Raw genomic sequence first — 15,060 nt, 5'->3', positions numbered from 1 at the left:
TGACGGAGGCATGACCGCACCGCTGCACGAGGCCCACCCCACCGGTTCCGGCCGGCGGCTGCCCGACACACAGCAGGGCATGCGCCGCCGCAACCTCTCCCGCGTCATGCACACCGTCAGCGCCGAGGGACCGCTGTCGCGGGCCGCCGTCGCCTCCCACATCGGTCTGACCCGGGCGGCCGTGTCGACGCTGGTCGACGAGCTGATCCGCGCGGGGCTCCTCGAAGAACTGGGGCCCGAGCGGCCGGGCACGGTGGGGCGTCCCGGCTCCGCGCTCGCCGTCAGCGGGCACGGTCCCGCCGGGATCGGCGCGGAGGTGGGCGTCGACCATCTCGCGGTGTGCGCGGTCGACCTCCGCGGCGCCGTGCGGGCCCGGGCGGTACGCCACGGCACGAACCGCGGACGGCCGGCCGAGCCGGTGATCCGCGAGCTGACCACGCTGATACGCCAGGTCATCGCCGAGGCCGAGCGGGAGGGCCTGTGGCCCGCGGGCCTCGCCGTCGCCGTCCCCGGACTCGTGGCACGCGACGCCCGGACCGTGGTCCGCGCCCCGAACCTCGACTGGCACGACACGGACCTCGGCGCGCTGCTGCCCCCGGAACTGCCACTGACCGTGGACAACGAGGCGAACTTCGGCGGTCTCGCCGAGCTCTGGCTCGGTGACGCGACCCCACGTGACTTTCTGCACGTGTCCGCGGAGATCGGCATCGGCGCCGCGGTGCTCGTGGACGGGCGGCTGCTGCGCGGGACCCGTGGTTTCGCGGGCGAACTGGGCCATGTGCCCGTACGTCCGGAGGGACCGGAGTGCCCCTGCGGTGGACGCGGGTGCCTCGAACAATATGCGGGCGAGGAAGCCGTGCTGCGTGCCGCCGGTCTGGAACTCGGCGAGGACCGGGTCGGGCTCCTGGGCCGGCGCGCCGCCGAGGGCGATCCGGACGTACGCCGTGCCCTGAGCGACGCCGGAACCGCGCTCGGGATCGCCCTGACAGGGGCGGTCAACCTGCTGGATCCGGAGACGGTCGTGCTGGGCGGGGCGCTCGCCGGTCTCGCACCGTGGCTGCTTCCCTCGCTGGAGGGCGAGTTGGCGCGACGCACGGCGGGTCCCGCCTGCGCCGTTTCCGTCTCCCGTCTGGGATCCGACGGCCCCCTGCTGGGCGCGGCCCACTCGGTGGTGCGAGGGGTGCTCGACGACCCGGCGGCGGTGGCCGGGCGGTCGTAGGCGGCGGAAGCCGGCGGAAGCCGAGCCGTTCCCCCTTGCGAGTGATCGTCTTGTCCACAATCGGCGGGCTGTCCACGGACCCACACTTCGCCCTTCCTGCCCAACCGGCGGGCGCCGTACCGTAATTCACGCGAGGCGCAGCCGTCCTGCCGATGGCTGCATTCCGGGCGGATCGGGGGGCACATGTCGGACACGCTGTTCTGGATGCTCGTGTTTCTCACGGTGGTCAGCTCGACGATCGCCGATGCCGGAACGCGAGCCGCCGTCGCCACGCGAAAGGTCTTCGTCCTGGGCCGGATTCGGGTCCTGTCGCCGCCTGGCGTCATCGCCTTCGTCCTCGCGCCGCCGACGGCTGCGGGCCCGCGGTTCTTCGACGTCCCGTCCGGGCCGACCGCGCCCGTGTCGTACGCGGGGCCGGTCGTGGCGGTCCGGATGCCGGCCGGTGTCGTGATATTGATCATCCTGCTCCGCCTGCCCTGGCGGACAGCCGGGACCGCCCGCGTTCACCTCGAGACCTCCACCCCCGCCCCTCGGCAGAGCGGAGCTGTGCAGCCATGAGTGACGACCCCCGGATCCTGACCGTGCGGCCCGAGCCGGGCGAGTTCGCCTGGACGTTCGGCGGCGCACCGCCCGTGGCACGCATCGCGCCGGGCACCGTACTGGATCTCTACACCGAGGACTGCTTCGCCGGACGGGTGCGCTCCGAGAAGGACTTGGTGTCCGAGGTGTGCGAGTTCCCGTTCCTCAATCCGCAGACCGGTCCCTTCCACGTGGAGGGGGCGGAGCCGGGTGACACGGTCGCGGTCCACTTCGTCTCGATCGAGCCGGCCCGGGACTGGGCGGCGTCGACGACGGTCCCCCTCTTCGGGGCCCTGACCTCAACGCACACCACCGCGACGCTTCAGCCGCCGCTGCCGGAGACCGTGTGGATCTGGCGGCTCGACCGGGAGCGGCGGACCGCGCTGTTCAGCGCGCGGGACAGCGACATCCGGATCGAGCTGCCGATGGATCCGATGCACGGCACCGTAGGTGTGGCGCCCGCGAACCTGGAGGTGCGTTCCGCCCTGGTGCCCGACGCGCACGGCGGGAACATGGACACGCCGGAGATGCGAGCCGGGGTGACCTGCTATCTCGGCGTGAACGTCGAGGGAGCCCTGCTCAGTCTCGGTGACGGGCACGCCCGGCAGGGTGAGGGCGAGACCTGCGGAGTCGCCGTCGAGTGCGCGATGAACACGGTGGTGATCGTCGAGCTTCTCAAGGGGGTCGCCACCCCTTGGCCGCGCATCGAGTCCGACACCCACATCATCTCGACCGGCTCGGCAAGGCCCCTGGAGGACGCCTTCCGGATATCCCAGCTCGACCTCGTGCGGTGGCTGGTGCGCGACTACGGGTTCAGCGAGCTGGACGCGTACCAGTTCGCGACGCAGACGGTCGAGTCACCCCTCGCCAACGTCTGCGACACGAACTACACGTGCGTCGCCAAGCTGCGCAAGGAATGGCTGCCCGCGCGTGAAACCCATCGCGGACTGCACGCGCGACTGCGCGAGACGGCCGCGGCGCTCCGGTACTGATCGCGCGGCCCCCGCGGGAACCCGGACCGGCTCTCCGACTCCGCCTCCGGTCCCCCACCTTCCATCCTCACGGCCCCACCCCACCCCCACCGACGAAAGGCCAGCACTCCATGGAGCGAGCACGGTCGTTCCCGAGCCGGCGGCGGCTGCTCAAGGGCGCTGCCCTCGCCGCCCTCCCCTACGCGTTACTCCCCGATGTCAGGGCGACTGCGCAGACCGCGGCCGTCGACTATCCGGACGCCGAGTGGACTCCGGCCACCAGCTCCAACTACACGGCGTCCGATCGCCCCGACAGCTATCAGCTCGACTATGTGATCATCCATGTCACCCAGGCGACGTACGCCAACACCCTGGCCATCTTCCAGAATCCGCAGAAGAAGGTGTCCGCGCATTACGTCGTGCGCTCGGCCGACGGCCATGTCGCCCAGTGTGTGAGAGAGCGCAACGTCGCCTGGCACGCGGGCAACTGGGACTACAACACCAGAAGCATCGGCATCGAGCACGAGGGCTGGGTGGACAAGCCCGCCTACTTCACCAACGCCCTCTACGAGGAGTCGGCCAGGCTCACCGCCACGATCTGCGACCAGTACGGGATTCCCAAGGACCGCGCCCACATCCTCGGCCACTACGAAGTGCCGGGCACGGATCACACCGACCCCGGTCCGAACTGGGACTGGACGCGCTACATCAGGCTCGTCAACTTCGCCTGACCCGGGGAGGTCTCGCGGTGAGCCCGGGCGGGCGCGCCACGAGGCCCGACCGGAGGCACCGACCGGAAGGTGAGCGTCACACGGGTTGTCGGGGCCCGCACCGGGAGTGACGATGGGACCCAGCCGCATCGCCTTCCGGGAGGCCGAGTTGACCGATCCTTGGGTGGCCCTGGAACCGGGGACCGACCCCGCCGAGCGGGTTCGGCTGCTGCGCCGCGCCCACGAGTCGTTCACCGAGGCCGGGACCGTGCCGCGGCCGGTGCGTTCCGTGGTGGCGGACTCGTGGCGGCGTTCGGCTCGGGCGGGCGTCGTCCCGGACGGCACCGCGAGCGTGGAGCTCATGGACGGCGAACTCGGTTCCTACCGGGCGGAACATCCGCTCGCCCGGGTGATGCCGCTGTTCCGTGAGCTGATGGGAACGTTCGCGGCGGACGGGGAGCACCTCCTGGCGGTGTGCGACGCGCAGGGCAGGCTCTTGTGGGTCGAGGGCCATCCGGGGACGAGGCGGCAGGCCGGACGGATGAACTTCGTGCCGGGCGCGCGGTGGTCGGAGACGGCGGTCGGTACGAACGCGCCGGGCACGGCGGTCGCCGTGGACCGTCCGGTGCAGGTCTTCGCGGCCGAGCACTTCATCCGGCGGGTGCAGCCGTGGACCTGTGCGGCGGCCCCGGTGCACGATCCGCGCACCGGGCGGGTGCTCGGCGCGGTCGACATCACCGGCGGGGACGGGCTCGCGCATCCGCACAGCCTCGCCTTCGTGCAGGCGGTGGCACGGGCCGCCGAGGCCCATCTGGCGCTGCTCGCACCGCCGCAGGCCATGGCCGACGCCCTCGAACTGACCGCGCTGGGGCGCGACGAGGCTCAACTCGTCGCGGAGGGACGGAAGATCAGACTCAGCCGCAGGCACAGCGAGATCCTGGTGCTGCTGGCCCGTCATCCGGAAGGTCTGACGGGCGACGAGTTGCTGTGCGCGCTGTACGAGGACGAGTCGGTGACGCCGGTGACGCTGCGCGCCGAGCTGGCGCGGCTGCGCAGAATCCTCGGTCCGGGCCTGCTTGGCTCGCGTCCCTACCGGCTCACCCGGCCGGTCGAGACCGACGTGACGGTGGTGGAGCGACGACTCGGAACCGGCGCGGTGACGGCGGCCGCGGCGGTGTACGCCGGTCCGCTGCTGCCGGGGTCGACGGCGCCCGCGGTGGTGCGGTTGCGGCGAAGGCTCGCCGACGGGCTACGGACGGCGCTGATCGCCCGGCGGGACCCCGACCTGCTCGCCGACTGGGCCCGTGCGCCGTGGGGCGAGGACGATCTCGACGTCTGGCGGGCACTGTCCGCGGTGCGCCCGGCAGCGGCCGTACACGCGCGCCTGGCGGAGCTGGAGTCCGAGCAGGCCGCACCGGCCGGATGGGCGCGCTCCGCACGGAAGGGCCGTAGGCGACCGGAGCCGCGCTGACGGGGGAGGCACGTTCCCACCTGTGGGGTGGGGAGGGCGGCCGGGGGCGCGCAACGTCGTTGCAACGTCCGGGTTCCTAGCCTCGCGGCGAGAGCTGCCCAACGGCGGGCAGCGCTTCTCCGGGAGGCAGACAGCATGACCCGTTACGCGGCGCCCGGCACTGAGGGCGCGATCGTCTCCTACCAGGCGCGGTATGACCACTTCATCGGCGGGGAGTACGTTCCGCCGGCTCGCGGACAGTACTTCGAGAACCCGAGTCCGTTGAACGGGCAGCCGTTCACGGAGGTCGCGCGAGGCACAGCCGAGGACGTGGAACGCGCGCTCGACGCGGCACACGCGGCGGCCCCCGCCTGGGGTCGCACCTCCGTGACCGCGCGCGCCGACATCCTGCTCAAGATCGCCGATCGGATGGAGGCGAACCTGGAGAAGCTGGCGGTCGCCGAGAGCTGGGAGAACGGCAAGCCGGTACGCGAGACCCTGGCGGCCGACATCCCGCTCGCGATCGACCACTTCCGCTACTTCGCGGGGGCGATCCGCGCCCAGGAGGGCTCGCTCGGCGAGGTCGACGACGACACCGTCGCATATCACTTCCACGAGCCGCTCGGCGTGGTCGCGCAGATCATCCCGTGGAACTTCCCCATCCTGATGGCGGTGTGGAAGCTTGCTCCGGCGCTGGCGGCGGGCAACGCGGTGGTCATCAAACCGGCCGAGCAGACACCGGCGTCCATCCACTACTGGATGAGCCTGATCGCGGACCTGATCCCGCCGGGTGTGGTGAACATCGTCAACGGCTTCGGCGTGGAGGCGGGCAAGCCCCTGGCGTCCAGTGCGCGGGTGGCGAAGGTCGCGTTCACGGGTGAGACCACCACGGGGCGGCTGATCATGCAGTACGCCTCGGAGAACATCAAGCCGGTCACGCTGGAGCTGGGCGGGAAGTCCCCGAACATCTTCTTCGACGACGTCTGGGCGCAGAACGACGACTTCCGCGACAAGGCGCTCGAAGGCTTCACGATGTTCGCGCTCAACCAGGGCGAGGTGTGCACCTGTCCCTCGCGCGCCCTCGTCCAGCGCGGCCATTACCGCGAGTTCATGGAGGCGGCGGTCGCCCGCACCGAGCTCATCAAGCCCGGGAACCCGCTCGACACCGACACGATGATCGGCGCCCAGGCCTCCAACGACCAGCTCGAGAAGATCCTCTCCTACCTGGACATCGGCCGGCAGGAGGGCGCCAAGGTCCTCACCGGTGGTGAACGCATCGAGCACGACGGAGAGTTGAAGGGCGGCTACTACGTCCAGCCGACGATCTTCGAGGGCGACAACCGCATGCGGATCTTCCAGGAGGAGATCTTCGGCCCGGTCGTCTCGGTGACGTCGTTCGACGACTTCGACGACGCCATCAAGATCGCGAACGACACGCTGTACGGGCTCGGCGCCGGTGTGTGGACGAGGGACATCAACACCGCCTACCGGGCGGGCCGTTCCATCCAGGCCGGCCGCGTCTGGACGAACTGCTACCACGCGTACCCGGCACACGCCGCGTTCGGTGGCTACAAGCAGTCCGGCATCGGCCGCGAGAATCACAAGATGATGCTGGAGCACTACCAGCAGACGAAGAACCTGCTGGTGAGCTACTCGCCGAAGAAGCTGGGCTTCTTCTAGGGTCTGAAGTCGGTTGCCTGGAGGCTTGGTTACGCTCCAGGCAACCGGCATGGGCGCCACTCCTCACGGTTTTCACTGGTCGGCCTGCTGCTGGTCTGCTCCTGCTTCGGACTCCTGCCGTCCCGCGGAGAACCCCTCGCCCCTAGGGCGCCGTCTCCATGAACGCCCCTCCGGCCGGCCCCAGAGCGACCGGATACAGTGCGCGAGACGGCAGCCCGGCCAGAGAGGGGAAGCGTGACCGACACCAGCCAGACCCGACCCGCCGACAGTGAAGCGCGAGCGCCCCGGCAGAGCCGGCTGCACCGCCTGATGCGCTACATCCCCCTGATCGCCCCCGTCCTGCTGTGGGCCGTGCCCTGCTGGGTGCTCCTGCACACCGGCCAGCACTGGCCGCTGCCCGTCACACTGGCCGGCACCGCCCTGTTCGCCCTCGGCCTTGTCGGTATGCCGCTCGCGATGGTGCGCGGCCACGGCCGGCGTCAGCAGGACCGGGCGGCCATCGCCGGTGACACGCTGCTGGGCACGAGCTGGGTTCTGTTCACCTGGTCGGTACTGCTCGGCGTCCTCTTGCGGCTCGCCCTGACCTTGGCCGGCGTCGGCGAGAGTCAGGACCGGGCCCGAATCGTCACTTGGGCCGTCCTCGGCGTCAGCGCCGTACTGCTCGCCTGGGGGTACGCCGAGGCCCGCCGCGTGCCACGCGTGCGCCGACTCGACGTGCAACTCCCGCGGCTGGGCGCCGGGTTGGACGGCTTGCGCGTCGCCCTGATCACCGACACCCACTACGGCCCACTCGATCGCGCCCGCTGGTCGGCACGGGTGTGCGAGACGGTGAACACCCTGGAAGCCGACCTGGTCTGCCACACCGGCGACATCGCGGACGGCACGGCCGAACGCCGCCGCGCCCAGGCCGTCCCGCTCGGTACCGTGCGGGCCACCCGGGCCCGTGTGTACGTCACCGGCAACCACGAGTACTACAGCGAGGCCCAGGGCTGGGTCGACCTGATGGACGAGCTGGGCTGGGAGCCGCTGCGCAACCGCCATCTGCTGCTCGAACGCGGAGGCGACACCCTCGTGGTCGCCGGCGTGGACGACGTCACCGCCGAGTCCTCCGGCCTGGCCGGCCACCGCGCCCACCTCGCCGGAGCTCTGGACGGCGCCGACCCCGACCTGCCCGTCCTGCTCTTGGCGCACCAGCCCAAGTTCGTCGACCGGGCGGCAGCCGAAGGCATCGACCTCCAGCTCTCCGGCCACACCCACGGCGGCCAGATCTGGCCCTTCCACCACCTGGTCCGCATCGACCAGCCCGCCGTCGCCGGCCTCAGCCGGCACGGCGCCCGCACCCTGCTCTACACCAGCCGCGGCACCGGCTTCTGGGGCCCGCCGTTCCGTGTCTTCGCCCCCAGCGAGATCACCCTGCTCGTGCTCCGCTCCCCGCACCTACCCACAGGGCCGTCATAACACCGGACGGGCGGGCACTTCCGCCAGGCACCCTCCGCCCGTCCCGATCGACCGGCTCCGGGGTCCCTACGCGTCCGCCGTCTCCCGGATCACGGCGAAGAGCGCCCGGTCCGTGGGGAGACCGTCGGCGTCGAAGGCGCGGTGCCGGCCGAGGTGTTCGACTCGCCCACCGACGCAGGTCTTCTGCAGGTACTCCGTGAGCCAGACGTCAGGCGTCGGCACCATGCGCGGCAGTCCGAACGACTCGGGCATCTCGTCCTCGCCGCTGTCGAAGAACATCACCTTGCCGGTCCGGGTCCAGAGCCCTCGCAGCAGGTGCGTGGCGGTGTCAAGCCCCAGCTCCCGCACCAGGTGGTGCCAGACGGACAGCAGGAGGGTGCAGTCGGTCGCCGGCAGAAGCCCGAGTGTGTCGGGGCGAAGCTCGAGGTCCATCACCGCGACGTTGTCCAGCCGGTTCCGTCGTACGGCTGTCATCGCCGTCCGAACGCATTTCGGATCCGACTCCAGCGCGACGGAGGGTATCCCGCGCTTGGCGAGTTTGATCGGGAAGTAGCCGACGTTCGCGCCGACATCCATCGCGCTCTCGACTCCGAGTCGCTCGACGACGGGCTCCATCGCCGCCCATCGCGACCCGGTACCGACGGCTCGCTTCGCCTTCCGCACAGGTATGCCCGGGACCGGCTGGTAGATGCCGTCGGGCAGTGCGTCGAGCTTGAGGCGGACCAGATCGATCGCGTCGTCGACCTTGCGACGCGTGCTGCTCATCAGCTGACGCGAGGGGAATCGCTGATGGAGGCGCACCATGCGCGTGGAGGTCTGAGTTCCGTCCAACTGGTCCACGGGCACCTCTATCGAATTGGCGATATTCACATCGCTCGTATTCATTCAGGTCGCTCGTATTGCGAATTTAAAGCGACAATACCTTTTGGTCCGGTGTCCCGCAATGTGACTCGAAGGGGAGAAATCGAGGGGTGCCGTCTGTCCGGCGCGACCACCGCGGACGACTCTCGGCCTGGCGTGAGCGTGGTCCGACCTGCCGACTCCGCCAAGGGCCGCACGGTCGGTGACCTCGACCAAGATGCGGCCTGATGAGTGATAGAGCACCCTGGTGGGTGAAGGTTCACAACGCCTACCGCCTGCGACGCGTAAGGAAGTAGCGTCATGCGTTTTTCGGGCCCGCGAACCTCGTCGACCTGGGATCACGTCGACGTGACGACTCCGGCGCCTCGAGATGAATGGCAGCGCTTGGTCGACGGGAGTGACGAGGCGCTGATTACCCAGACCCCGGGCTGGTTGGACTGCATTTGCGCGACCGATTCCTATGAGGATGCCAGTCGCTATTACGAATTCGACAATGCCGGCGGGATCGTCGTGCCACTGGCCCGCCGACGCGGCTGGCCTGCCCATCTGATCGCCCAGGACGCCTGGCCTTCCGAGTGGGGCATCGGAGGGCCTGTCGCCGCCGAAGCGCCCGACCCGAAGCAAGCCCGCGCCGTCTTCGATGATCTGGCCCGCCTTCGTGCGAACCGCGTGTCCGTGCGGTTCGGGCCGGGCATCGACCCGGCGTGGCTGTCAGCGGTGCCGTCCACATTCACCGAGTTGCCTCACACGACATACATCCTGGACCTCGACGGCGGCTTCGATGACGTCTGGGGGCGGAAGTTCAAAGGGCCGGTCCGAACCGCCGTACGCAAGAGCGAGAAGGCGGGGGTCGACGTGGAGGTCGACCGCACCGGGCGCCTGGTGCCGAACTTCTACGCGCTCTACCAGCACTCGATCGCTCGTTGGGCGCAACAGCAGAACGAGCCACTGGCGCTCGCTCGCTGGCGCCGGAATCGGATCGACCCGCTGCGCAAATTCCAGACCGTCGCCGAGACGTTCGCCGAGTCCTGCACCGTGTGGCTGGCCACGTACCAAGGCCAGCCGGCGGCGGCCATCATGGTGCTCCGCCACGGGCCGCACGCGAAGTACTGGCGCAGCGGCATGGTCAAAGAACTGGCTAGTCCGAGTCGTGCCGCGACCCTGCTGCACAAGCTCGCCATCGAGGATGCCTGTGTGGCTGGTTGCCGCTTCTATCACTTGGGCGACTCGGTTCCCGGCTCCTCTGTGAGCGTCTTCAAGGAACGGCTCGGCGCTCGCGGCTACCCGTCGTTCGGCTACCGCAGGGAGGTGCTTCCCCTGACATCGATCGATCAGCTCTTGCGGAGTGCGGCGAAGCGTCTCATCGGTTTCAAGGACGAGTGACACCCGATCCCATCGAGGTGAGGCCCGTGAACGCACCTGCTGAGCTCCTGATCGACACTCCGGCCGGTCTCGCGCACATCACCACACCGGCTCCACGTGACGTCTGGTGGGAGTTGGCGGGCAAGGACCCGGACACCAATCCTTCCCAGACTCCGCTCTGGCTGGACTGCCTGTGCGCCACGGGGCCGTACCGGGACGCGAGCCGCCTCTACGAGTTCGAGCGAGGCCATCGGCTCGTACTCCCCCTCGTCGCCAGCAGGCATCGCCCGCAGATCCTGGGCTCGGAGGAGTCCTGGCCGGCCGATTGGGGCATCGGAGGGCCGGTGTGCCCGGAAAGCGTGAGCCCGGCGGAGGCGCGCGCGGTCTTCGCCGATCTCGCGCGACTGCGCGCGCTTCGGGTCAGTGTGCGGTTGCGGCCGGCGGACCAGGCCGTATGGGCGAACGCCGCACCCGGCTTCCGTCCCGAGCCCCACATGACACAGATGGTTGACCTCGACGGCGGCTTCGGCACCGTCTGGGAGCACCGCTTCAGCCGTCATGTGCGGCGGGAGGTCCGCCATGCCGAGCGCTCGGACGTCGAGGTCGAGGTGGATCGCACCGGCCGGCTCGTGCCCGCCTTCTACCACCTGTACCAGAAGTCGATCGCGCGCTGGGCCGAACAGCAGCATGAGCCGCTGGCGTTGGCCCGCTGGCGCAGGACGCGAGAGTTCCCCGTGCGCCGGCTGGAAGAGGTGGCGGCCCGGTTCGGGGAGGGGTGCGCGATCTGGGTGGCCTGGCGCGCCGGAGAGCCCGCCGGGGCGTGTGTCGTCCTGCGCCATGGTCGTCACGCCAAGCTGTGGCGCAGTGCCATGGATCGGGAACTGGCCCATCCGGTCCATGCCGTTCCCCTGCTGTACCGGCTGGCGATCGAGGACGCGTGCGCGGCGGCCTGCCGGACGTTCGACATGGGAGAGTCCGCCCCGGACTCCTCCCTCGCCACGTTCAAGGCGGGGTTCGGAGCGGAGAGCTTCTCCTCCCCGCGCTACCTCCGGGAAAGACTTCCCGTCTCGGCGGCCGAGCGCCGGCTGCGGACGGCCGTCAAGCGCCTGATCCGCTTCCAGGACCCCTGAGGCTTCCTCGTTTCAGTCGTCGCCCCACACATCGACGGGTTCCACGTCGGCGCTGTGATGCAGGGGCTTGAGGCCGTACGCGTCCAGGAGCATGCGCAGCAGTCCGTACTGATTGTTCGGTTGGGCGTGGTCGCCCGGCTGGACATGCTCACCCACCAGAATGGTGGGGACACGATTGGGCCCTTCCAGATCGTCCTCGTCCCAGGTGACGACCAACAGGCTGTTGTGGGTCATCGCCCAGTCGGCGTATTCGCCCAGACTGTTCCGCAGCCAGGTGTCCCCCTCCCGCACACTGCCGTCGTGCATGTCGTGGTCGAGGTCCGGGACGACGAACGCGACCGTCGGCAGATCCCTGAAGTCGCGAGGGAAGTCGGTCCACGGGCGGTTGACGGAGGCGGGAAGGTTGTTGAAGTTCACCCACGGGTTGTGTCGGCGCATGTAGGCACCGTCGGCGCAGCCGGTGAAGCCGACGCGGGGCATGCTCTGCGCATAGCCCGCGAAGGTCTGATCGGCCTGGAGGAGCTGAGAGCCGAGATTCCGCGACGTGAGCGTGTGCGGGCAGGAATCGTCGCTGACCCCCAGGAAGGAGCCGGAGAAGAGCGCCAGGTAGTTGGGCTGGCTCGGATGGGTGAGGGCGTAGAACTGGGTGAGTGAGGCGCCCTGCCGGGCCAGTTGGTTGAGGTACGGGGCATCCGCGCTTCCGATGATGGCGTCGTACGACTGGTTCTCCTCGATCACCACGACGATGTGGTCCGGACGGGGAACCCGGGCTCCAGCCGATGAATTGCCACAGCCCGCTGCCGTCAGGAGCATCGCCATCACGGCCGCCCAGGCGACGAGCCCCCTTGTCAGGAGACGTCCCAACCCAGGCCGTACGCCCCTCGCTCGTGGCTTCACCGCTCTCCCTCCGGGCACCGTTTCGACGCGTCCTGTGCGTGATCACTACGAGCTGCCACTTGCAGCGATCGTGGATACCATCACAATCGGTATTAATACCTCTTGCTGGTCGAAATCGAACGTCGATGTGGACCGACGAGCGGAAGTGCCGCCGGCCGGTGTCACTGATGGCCGTTCGCCGGGGCGGGAGACCGACAGGCCGGATCCGGAAGGTGCCACATGCGTCGAGTCAACGCCCCTGTCGGTCATGACGGGAGAGTCGTGGGTCCTGTCGAGAAGCCGGCGTCCCGCGTCGTGAGGAACGCCGTAGGAGCAGCGGTTCCCCGGGAGACCGCTTCATGGGCAAGCTCCAGACGCTGACCAGCGGGCGCGTGGCGTCCTTCACCAACGCCGTGGCGCGGTGGCCGGGTTCCGCTCCCGGGGAGCGGCAGCTCCCCGACCGGACCACGGCACGCCAGTGGACGGCACGCCTCGCTCTTCCCGCGGCCCTCGTCCTCTGGCTGCTGTCCCTGCGCCATGTGCACCTCGTCGAGATGCGCGACTACGGCCTGCTGCAGGTGCTGCCGGTACTTTTCTGGGTCGCCCTCGGCCTGCTCACCTTCGGCTTCTGCCTCACGCTGACCGACCGGCGAACCGGCGGTGGATGGTTCGCGGGCTACGTCCTGGGACTGATCGCGGTCATCCACGCGACGCCCACACTGCTCTACCCCACCCTGCGTTACAGCTGGGCGTGGAAGCACGTCGCGGTCGTCGACGCGGTGATCCGCCACCACGGTGAGGTGCCCCACGCGGACAAGCTCGCCATTTACAACCAGTGGCCCGGATTCTTCGACCTCAACGCGTTCTTCCTCCAGGCCACCGGTCTGGACTCGGCGCTCGGCTACGCGACCTGGACTCCGCCCGTCTTCAACGCCGTACTGCTCGCTCCCCTGCTGCTGCTCTACCGGACGGTGACGCGTGACCGCCGGCTGATCTGGGGGGCGGCGTGGGTCTACTACTCGTGCTCCTGGGTGGGCCAGGACTACTTCGCCCCCCAGGCCTTCGCGTTCCTGCTCTTCGTGACGGTGATCGCCCTGGTCATGGGGCAGTTGCCCACCTCGGTGCTGTACGGTGCGGGCGACTCCCGTACCGACCGATGGCCCGTCGGCCGGTTCGTGCTGGTCATGGCGATCGCAGCCGTCATCATCTCCTCCCACCCGCTGACACCGCTCATGCTGATCAGCGCACTGGTGGTGCTGTCGCTTCCGCGGCGCAACCGACGGGTCGTGCTGCCCGTCCTCGCCGGAACGGTGCTGCTGACCGTGGCCTGGGACGCCACCGTCGCCCGCCCCTACATCTCGGAAAACCTGAACGACTTCCTGGGCGCGCTGCTGAAACCCGACACCAACGTCGTCTCCGGGCTGGCCGCCCTCGGCACCGCGGCCCCGGGTCATGTCGTGGTGGCCTGGGTCGACCGGTGCCTGTCCGCCGCGGTCTTCCTTCTGGCGGCCATCGCCTTCCTGGCCCGCCCCTGGGTCCGCCGCACCGGCCTTCCCCTGCTCGTCGTGGCTCCGCTGCCGGTCCTGACGGCGAATGCCTACGGCGGAGAGATGATCTTTCGCGCCTATCTCTTCGCACTGCCCGCGGCCTCGCTCCTGATCACGGCCCTCCTCCTCGATCGGGGCAGCAGGCCGCGCCTTCATGTGCTGGCCGTCTATCCCTTGCTGCTCGCCCTGCTCGCGGGACTCATGTTCGGCTACTACGGCAAGGAAGCGGCGAACTACTTCGCGAAGGACGAGGTGGCGGCCGGGCGCTTCGTCGCGGCCACCTCACCTCCCGGGTCCACGATCGTCTCCCTCACGTCGGCCGTGCCCGGCCTGTACCTGCACTACGACGAGAACGCCCAGGTGCAGTTGGACGAGCAGGACATCGGCGACCGGCGGCGCCTGGTGGAGGATCCGGTGAAGGGCCTGGCGGGGTTCGTCCAGCGGGCCACCCCGCAACAGCCCGCCTTCATCATCCTGAGCCGGGCTCAGGCCGCCGACATCTACCAGAGGGGGATCCTGCCCGCCGACACCATGCAACGCATGGACTCGGCCCTGTCGAAGACCCGGGACTACATCCCCGTGTACCGCAGCAAGGACGCGGTGGTCTACCGGTATCAGGGGGCGAACAGCGGAACGGGACCATGACCTCCCTGCGCTGGGGGCTCGCACTGTCCGGCTGGGTGGCCTTGACGGTGGTCACCTTCCTGTCGGACGCCCTGGTCCTGCGCATCGTGGTGACGACGGCGTTCCTGCTCGTCTGTCCCGGCCTGGCGGCCTCTCGGTGGGCACGGTCGGGCACCCCGCGCGCGACGGACCGCACGGCGGTTCTGGAGACGGGCGTCCTGACCGTGGCGGTCAGTGTGTCGATGGCGGTGCTCGTCGTGGTGCCCCTGTTCCTCAGCGACACGTTCACCGTCACCCGGGCGCTGCTCGCACTCGCCACCGCCACATCCGTCCTGGCCCTGTTGCCCAGGCCCGGCGGATACCGGCGCGGGGCGCCGCGAGCCGCCCCGGACTCGGGCTCGCGGACGGCTGACACCGGTCGGCCCGAGCCACCCGCCTCGGAGTGAGACGCCGGGGCGGCCTGGCCGAGCTGCCGCAACGGTCCACGTGAGGCGTCGCGGCAGTCCCGCACCTGCCGAACACCGGCTCCGCCCGCGCCTGCCCGGCGGGGGCGTTCTCGAGTCGTCCGTAGCGACCTGTCGCCGCCTTGACGT

The 15,060-nt window shown here is 69.8% G+C and carries 13 protein-coding genes; 11 read left to right on the top strand and 2 right to left on the bottom strand.

The window, feature by feature from the left end:
- Positions 1–10 precede the first annotated feature (10 nt).
- The 7 genes from OOK38_RS28190 to OOK38_RS28160 all read left to right on the top strand — a co-directional run bounded on the left by OOK38_RS28190 (position 11) and on the right by OOK38_RS28160 (position 8,067).
- Complete coding sequence (locus OOK38_RS28190) at positions 11–1,219, top strand: ROK family transcriptional regulator (RefSeq protein WP_266848884.1); 1,209 nt, start codon at positions 11–13, stop codon at positions 1,217–1,219.
- Between the two features lie 183 nt (positions 1,220–1,402).
- Positions 1,403–1,777 (top strand): hypothetical protein, encoded by a 375-nt coding sequence (locus OOK38_RS28185; RefSeq protein ID WP_266755921.1) that lies wholly within the window; start codon positions 1,403–1,405, stop codon positions 1,775–1,777.
- Positions 1,774–2,790 (top strand): acetamidase/formamidase family protein, encoded by a 1,017-nt coding sequence (locus tag OOK38_RS28180; RefSeq protein WP_266848882.1) that lies wholly within the window; start codon positions 1,774–1,776, stop codon positions 2,788–2,790. Before OOK38_RS28185 ends, OOK38_RS28180 begins: the two co-directional genes overlap by 4 nt.
- Positions 2,791–2,900: 110 nt before the next feature.
- A complete protein-coding gene (locus OOK38_RS28175) occupies positions 2,901–3,500 on the top strand; it encodes an N-acetylmuramoyl-L-alanine amidase (protein WP_266755925.1) in 600 nt (199 codons plus the stop codon).
- Positions 3,501–3,612: 112 nt separating this feature from the next.
- A complete protein-coding gene (locus OOK38_RS28170) occupies positions 3,613–4,950 on the top strand; it encodes a GAF domain-containing protein (protein ID WP_266848880.1) in 1,338 nt (445 codons plus the stop codon).
- A gap of 135 nt (positions 4,951–5,085) precedes the next feature.
- Complete coding sequence (locus OOK38_RS28165; RefSeq protein ID WP_266755928.1) at positions 5,086–6,609, top strand: aldehyde dehydrogenase family protein; 1,524 nt, start codon at positions 5,086–5,088, stop codon at positions 6,607–6,609.
- A gap of 234 nt (positions 6,610–6,843) precedes the next feature.
- A complete protein-coding gene (locus tag OOK38_RS28160) occupies positions 6,844–8,067 on the top strand; it encodes a metallophosphoesterase (protein ID WP_266848879.1) in 1,224 nt (407 codons plus the stop codon).
- A gap of 66 nt (positions 8,068–8,133) precedes the next feature.
- Here the strand turns inward: OOK38_RS28160 and OOK38_RS28155 are convergent, their stop codons facing one another.
- Positions 8,134–8,832 carry a hypothetical protein gene (locus OOK38_RS28155; RefSeq protein ID WP_266755931.1) on the bottom strand — a complete coding sequence of 233 codons (699 nt, stop codon included), beginning with the start codon at positions 8,830–8,832 and terminating at the stop codon, positions 8,134–8,136.
- Between the two features lie 396 nt (positions 8,833–9,228).
- On the opposite strand from OOK38_RS28155, the gene OOK38_RS28150 reads away from it, so the two are divergent.
- Together OOK38_RS28150 and OOK38_RS28145 are read left to right on the top strand one after the other, a co-directional pair.
- A complete protein-coding gene (locus OOK38_RS28150) occupies positions 9,229–10,311 on the top strand; it encodes a GNAT family N-acetyltransferase (protein ID WP_266755932.1) in 1,083 nt (360 codons plus the stop codon).
- A gap of 26 nt (positions 10,312–10,337) precedes the next feature.
- Positions 10,338–11,420 (top strand): GNAT family N-acetyltransferase, encoded by a 1,083-nt coding sequence (locus tag OOK38_RS28145; RefSeq protein ID WP_266755933.1) that lies wholly within the window; start codon positions 10,338–10,340, stop codon positions 11,418–11,420.
- Positions 11,421–11,432: 12 nt separating this feature from the next.
- Here OOK38_RS28145 and OOK38_RS28140 read toward each other — a convergent pair whose 3' ends face one another.
- Complete coding sequence (locus OOK38_RS28140) at positions 11,433–12,161, bottom strand: alkaline phosphatase family protein (RefSeq protein WP_266848877.1); 729 nt, start codon at positions 12,159–12,161, stop codon at positions 11,433–11,435.
- 494 nt (positions 12,162–12,655) lie between these two features.
- Here OOK38_RS28140 and OOK38_RS28135 point away from each other — a divergent pair, with 494 nt between their 5' ends.
- Together OOK38_RS28135 and OOK38_RS28130 are read left to right on the top strand one after the other, a co-directional pair.
- The gene (locus tag OOK38_RS28135; protein WP_266755937.1) at positions 12,656–14,488 is read left to right on the top strand and encodes a glycosyltransferase; all 1,833 of its coding nucleotides are present in this window, start codon (positions 12,656–12,658) and stop codon (positions 14,486–14,488) included.
- Positions 14,485–14,913, top strand: coding sequence for a hypothetical protein (locus OOK38_RS28130; protein WP_266755939.1), 429 nt, complete (start codon positions 14,485–14,487; stop codon positions 14,911–14,913). Before OOK38_RS28135 ends, OOK38_RS28130 begins: the two co-directional genes overlap by 4 nt.
- The last annotated feature ends 147 nt before the right edge of the window (positions 14,914–15,060 follow it).

Source organism: Streptomyces sp. NBC_00568 (assembly GCF_026341855.1).
GTDB lineage: Bacteria > Actinomycetota > Actinomycetes > Streptomycetales > Streptomycetaceae > Streptomyces.
This window is presented reverse-complemented; position numbering and strand designations above follow the sequence as displayed.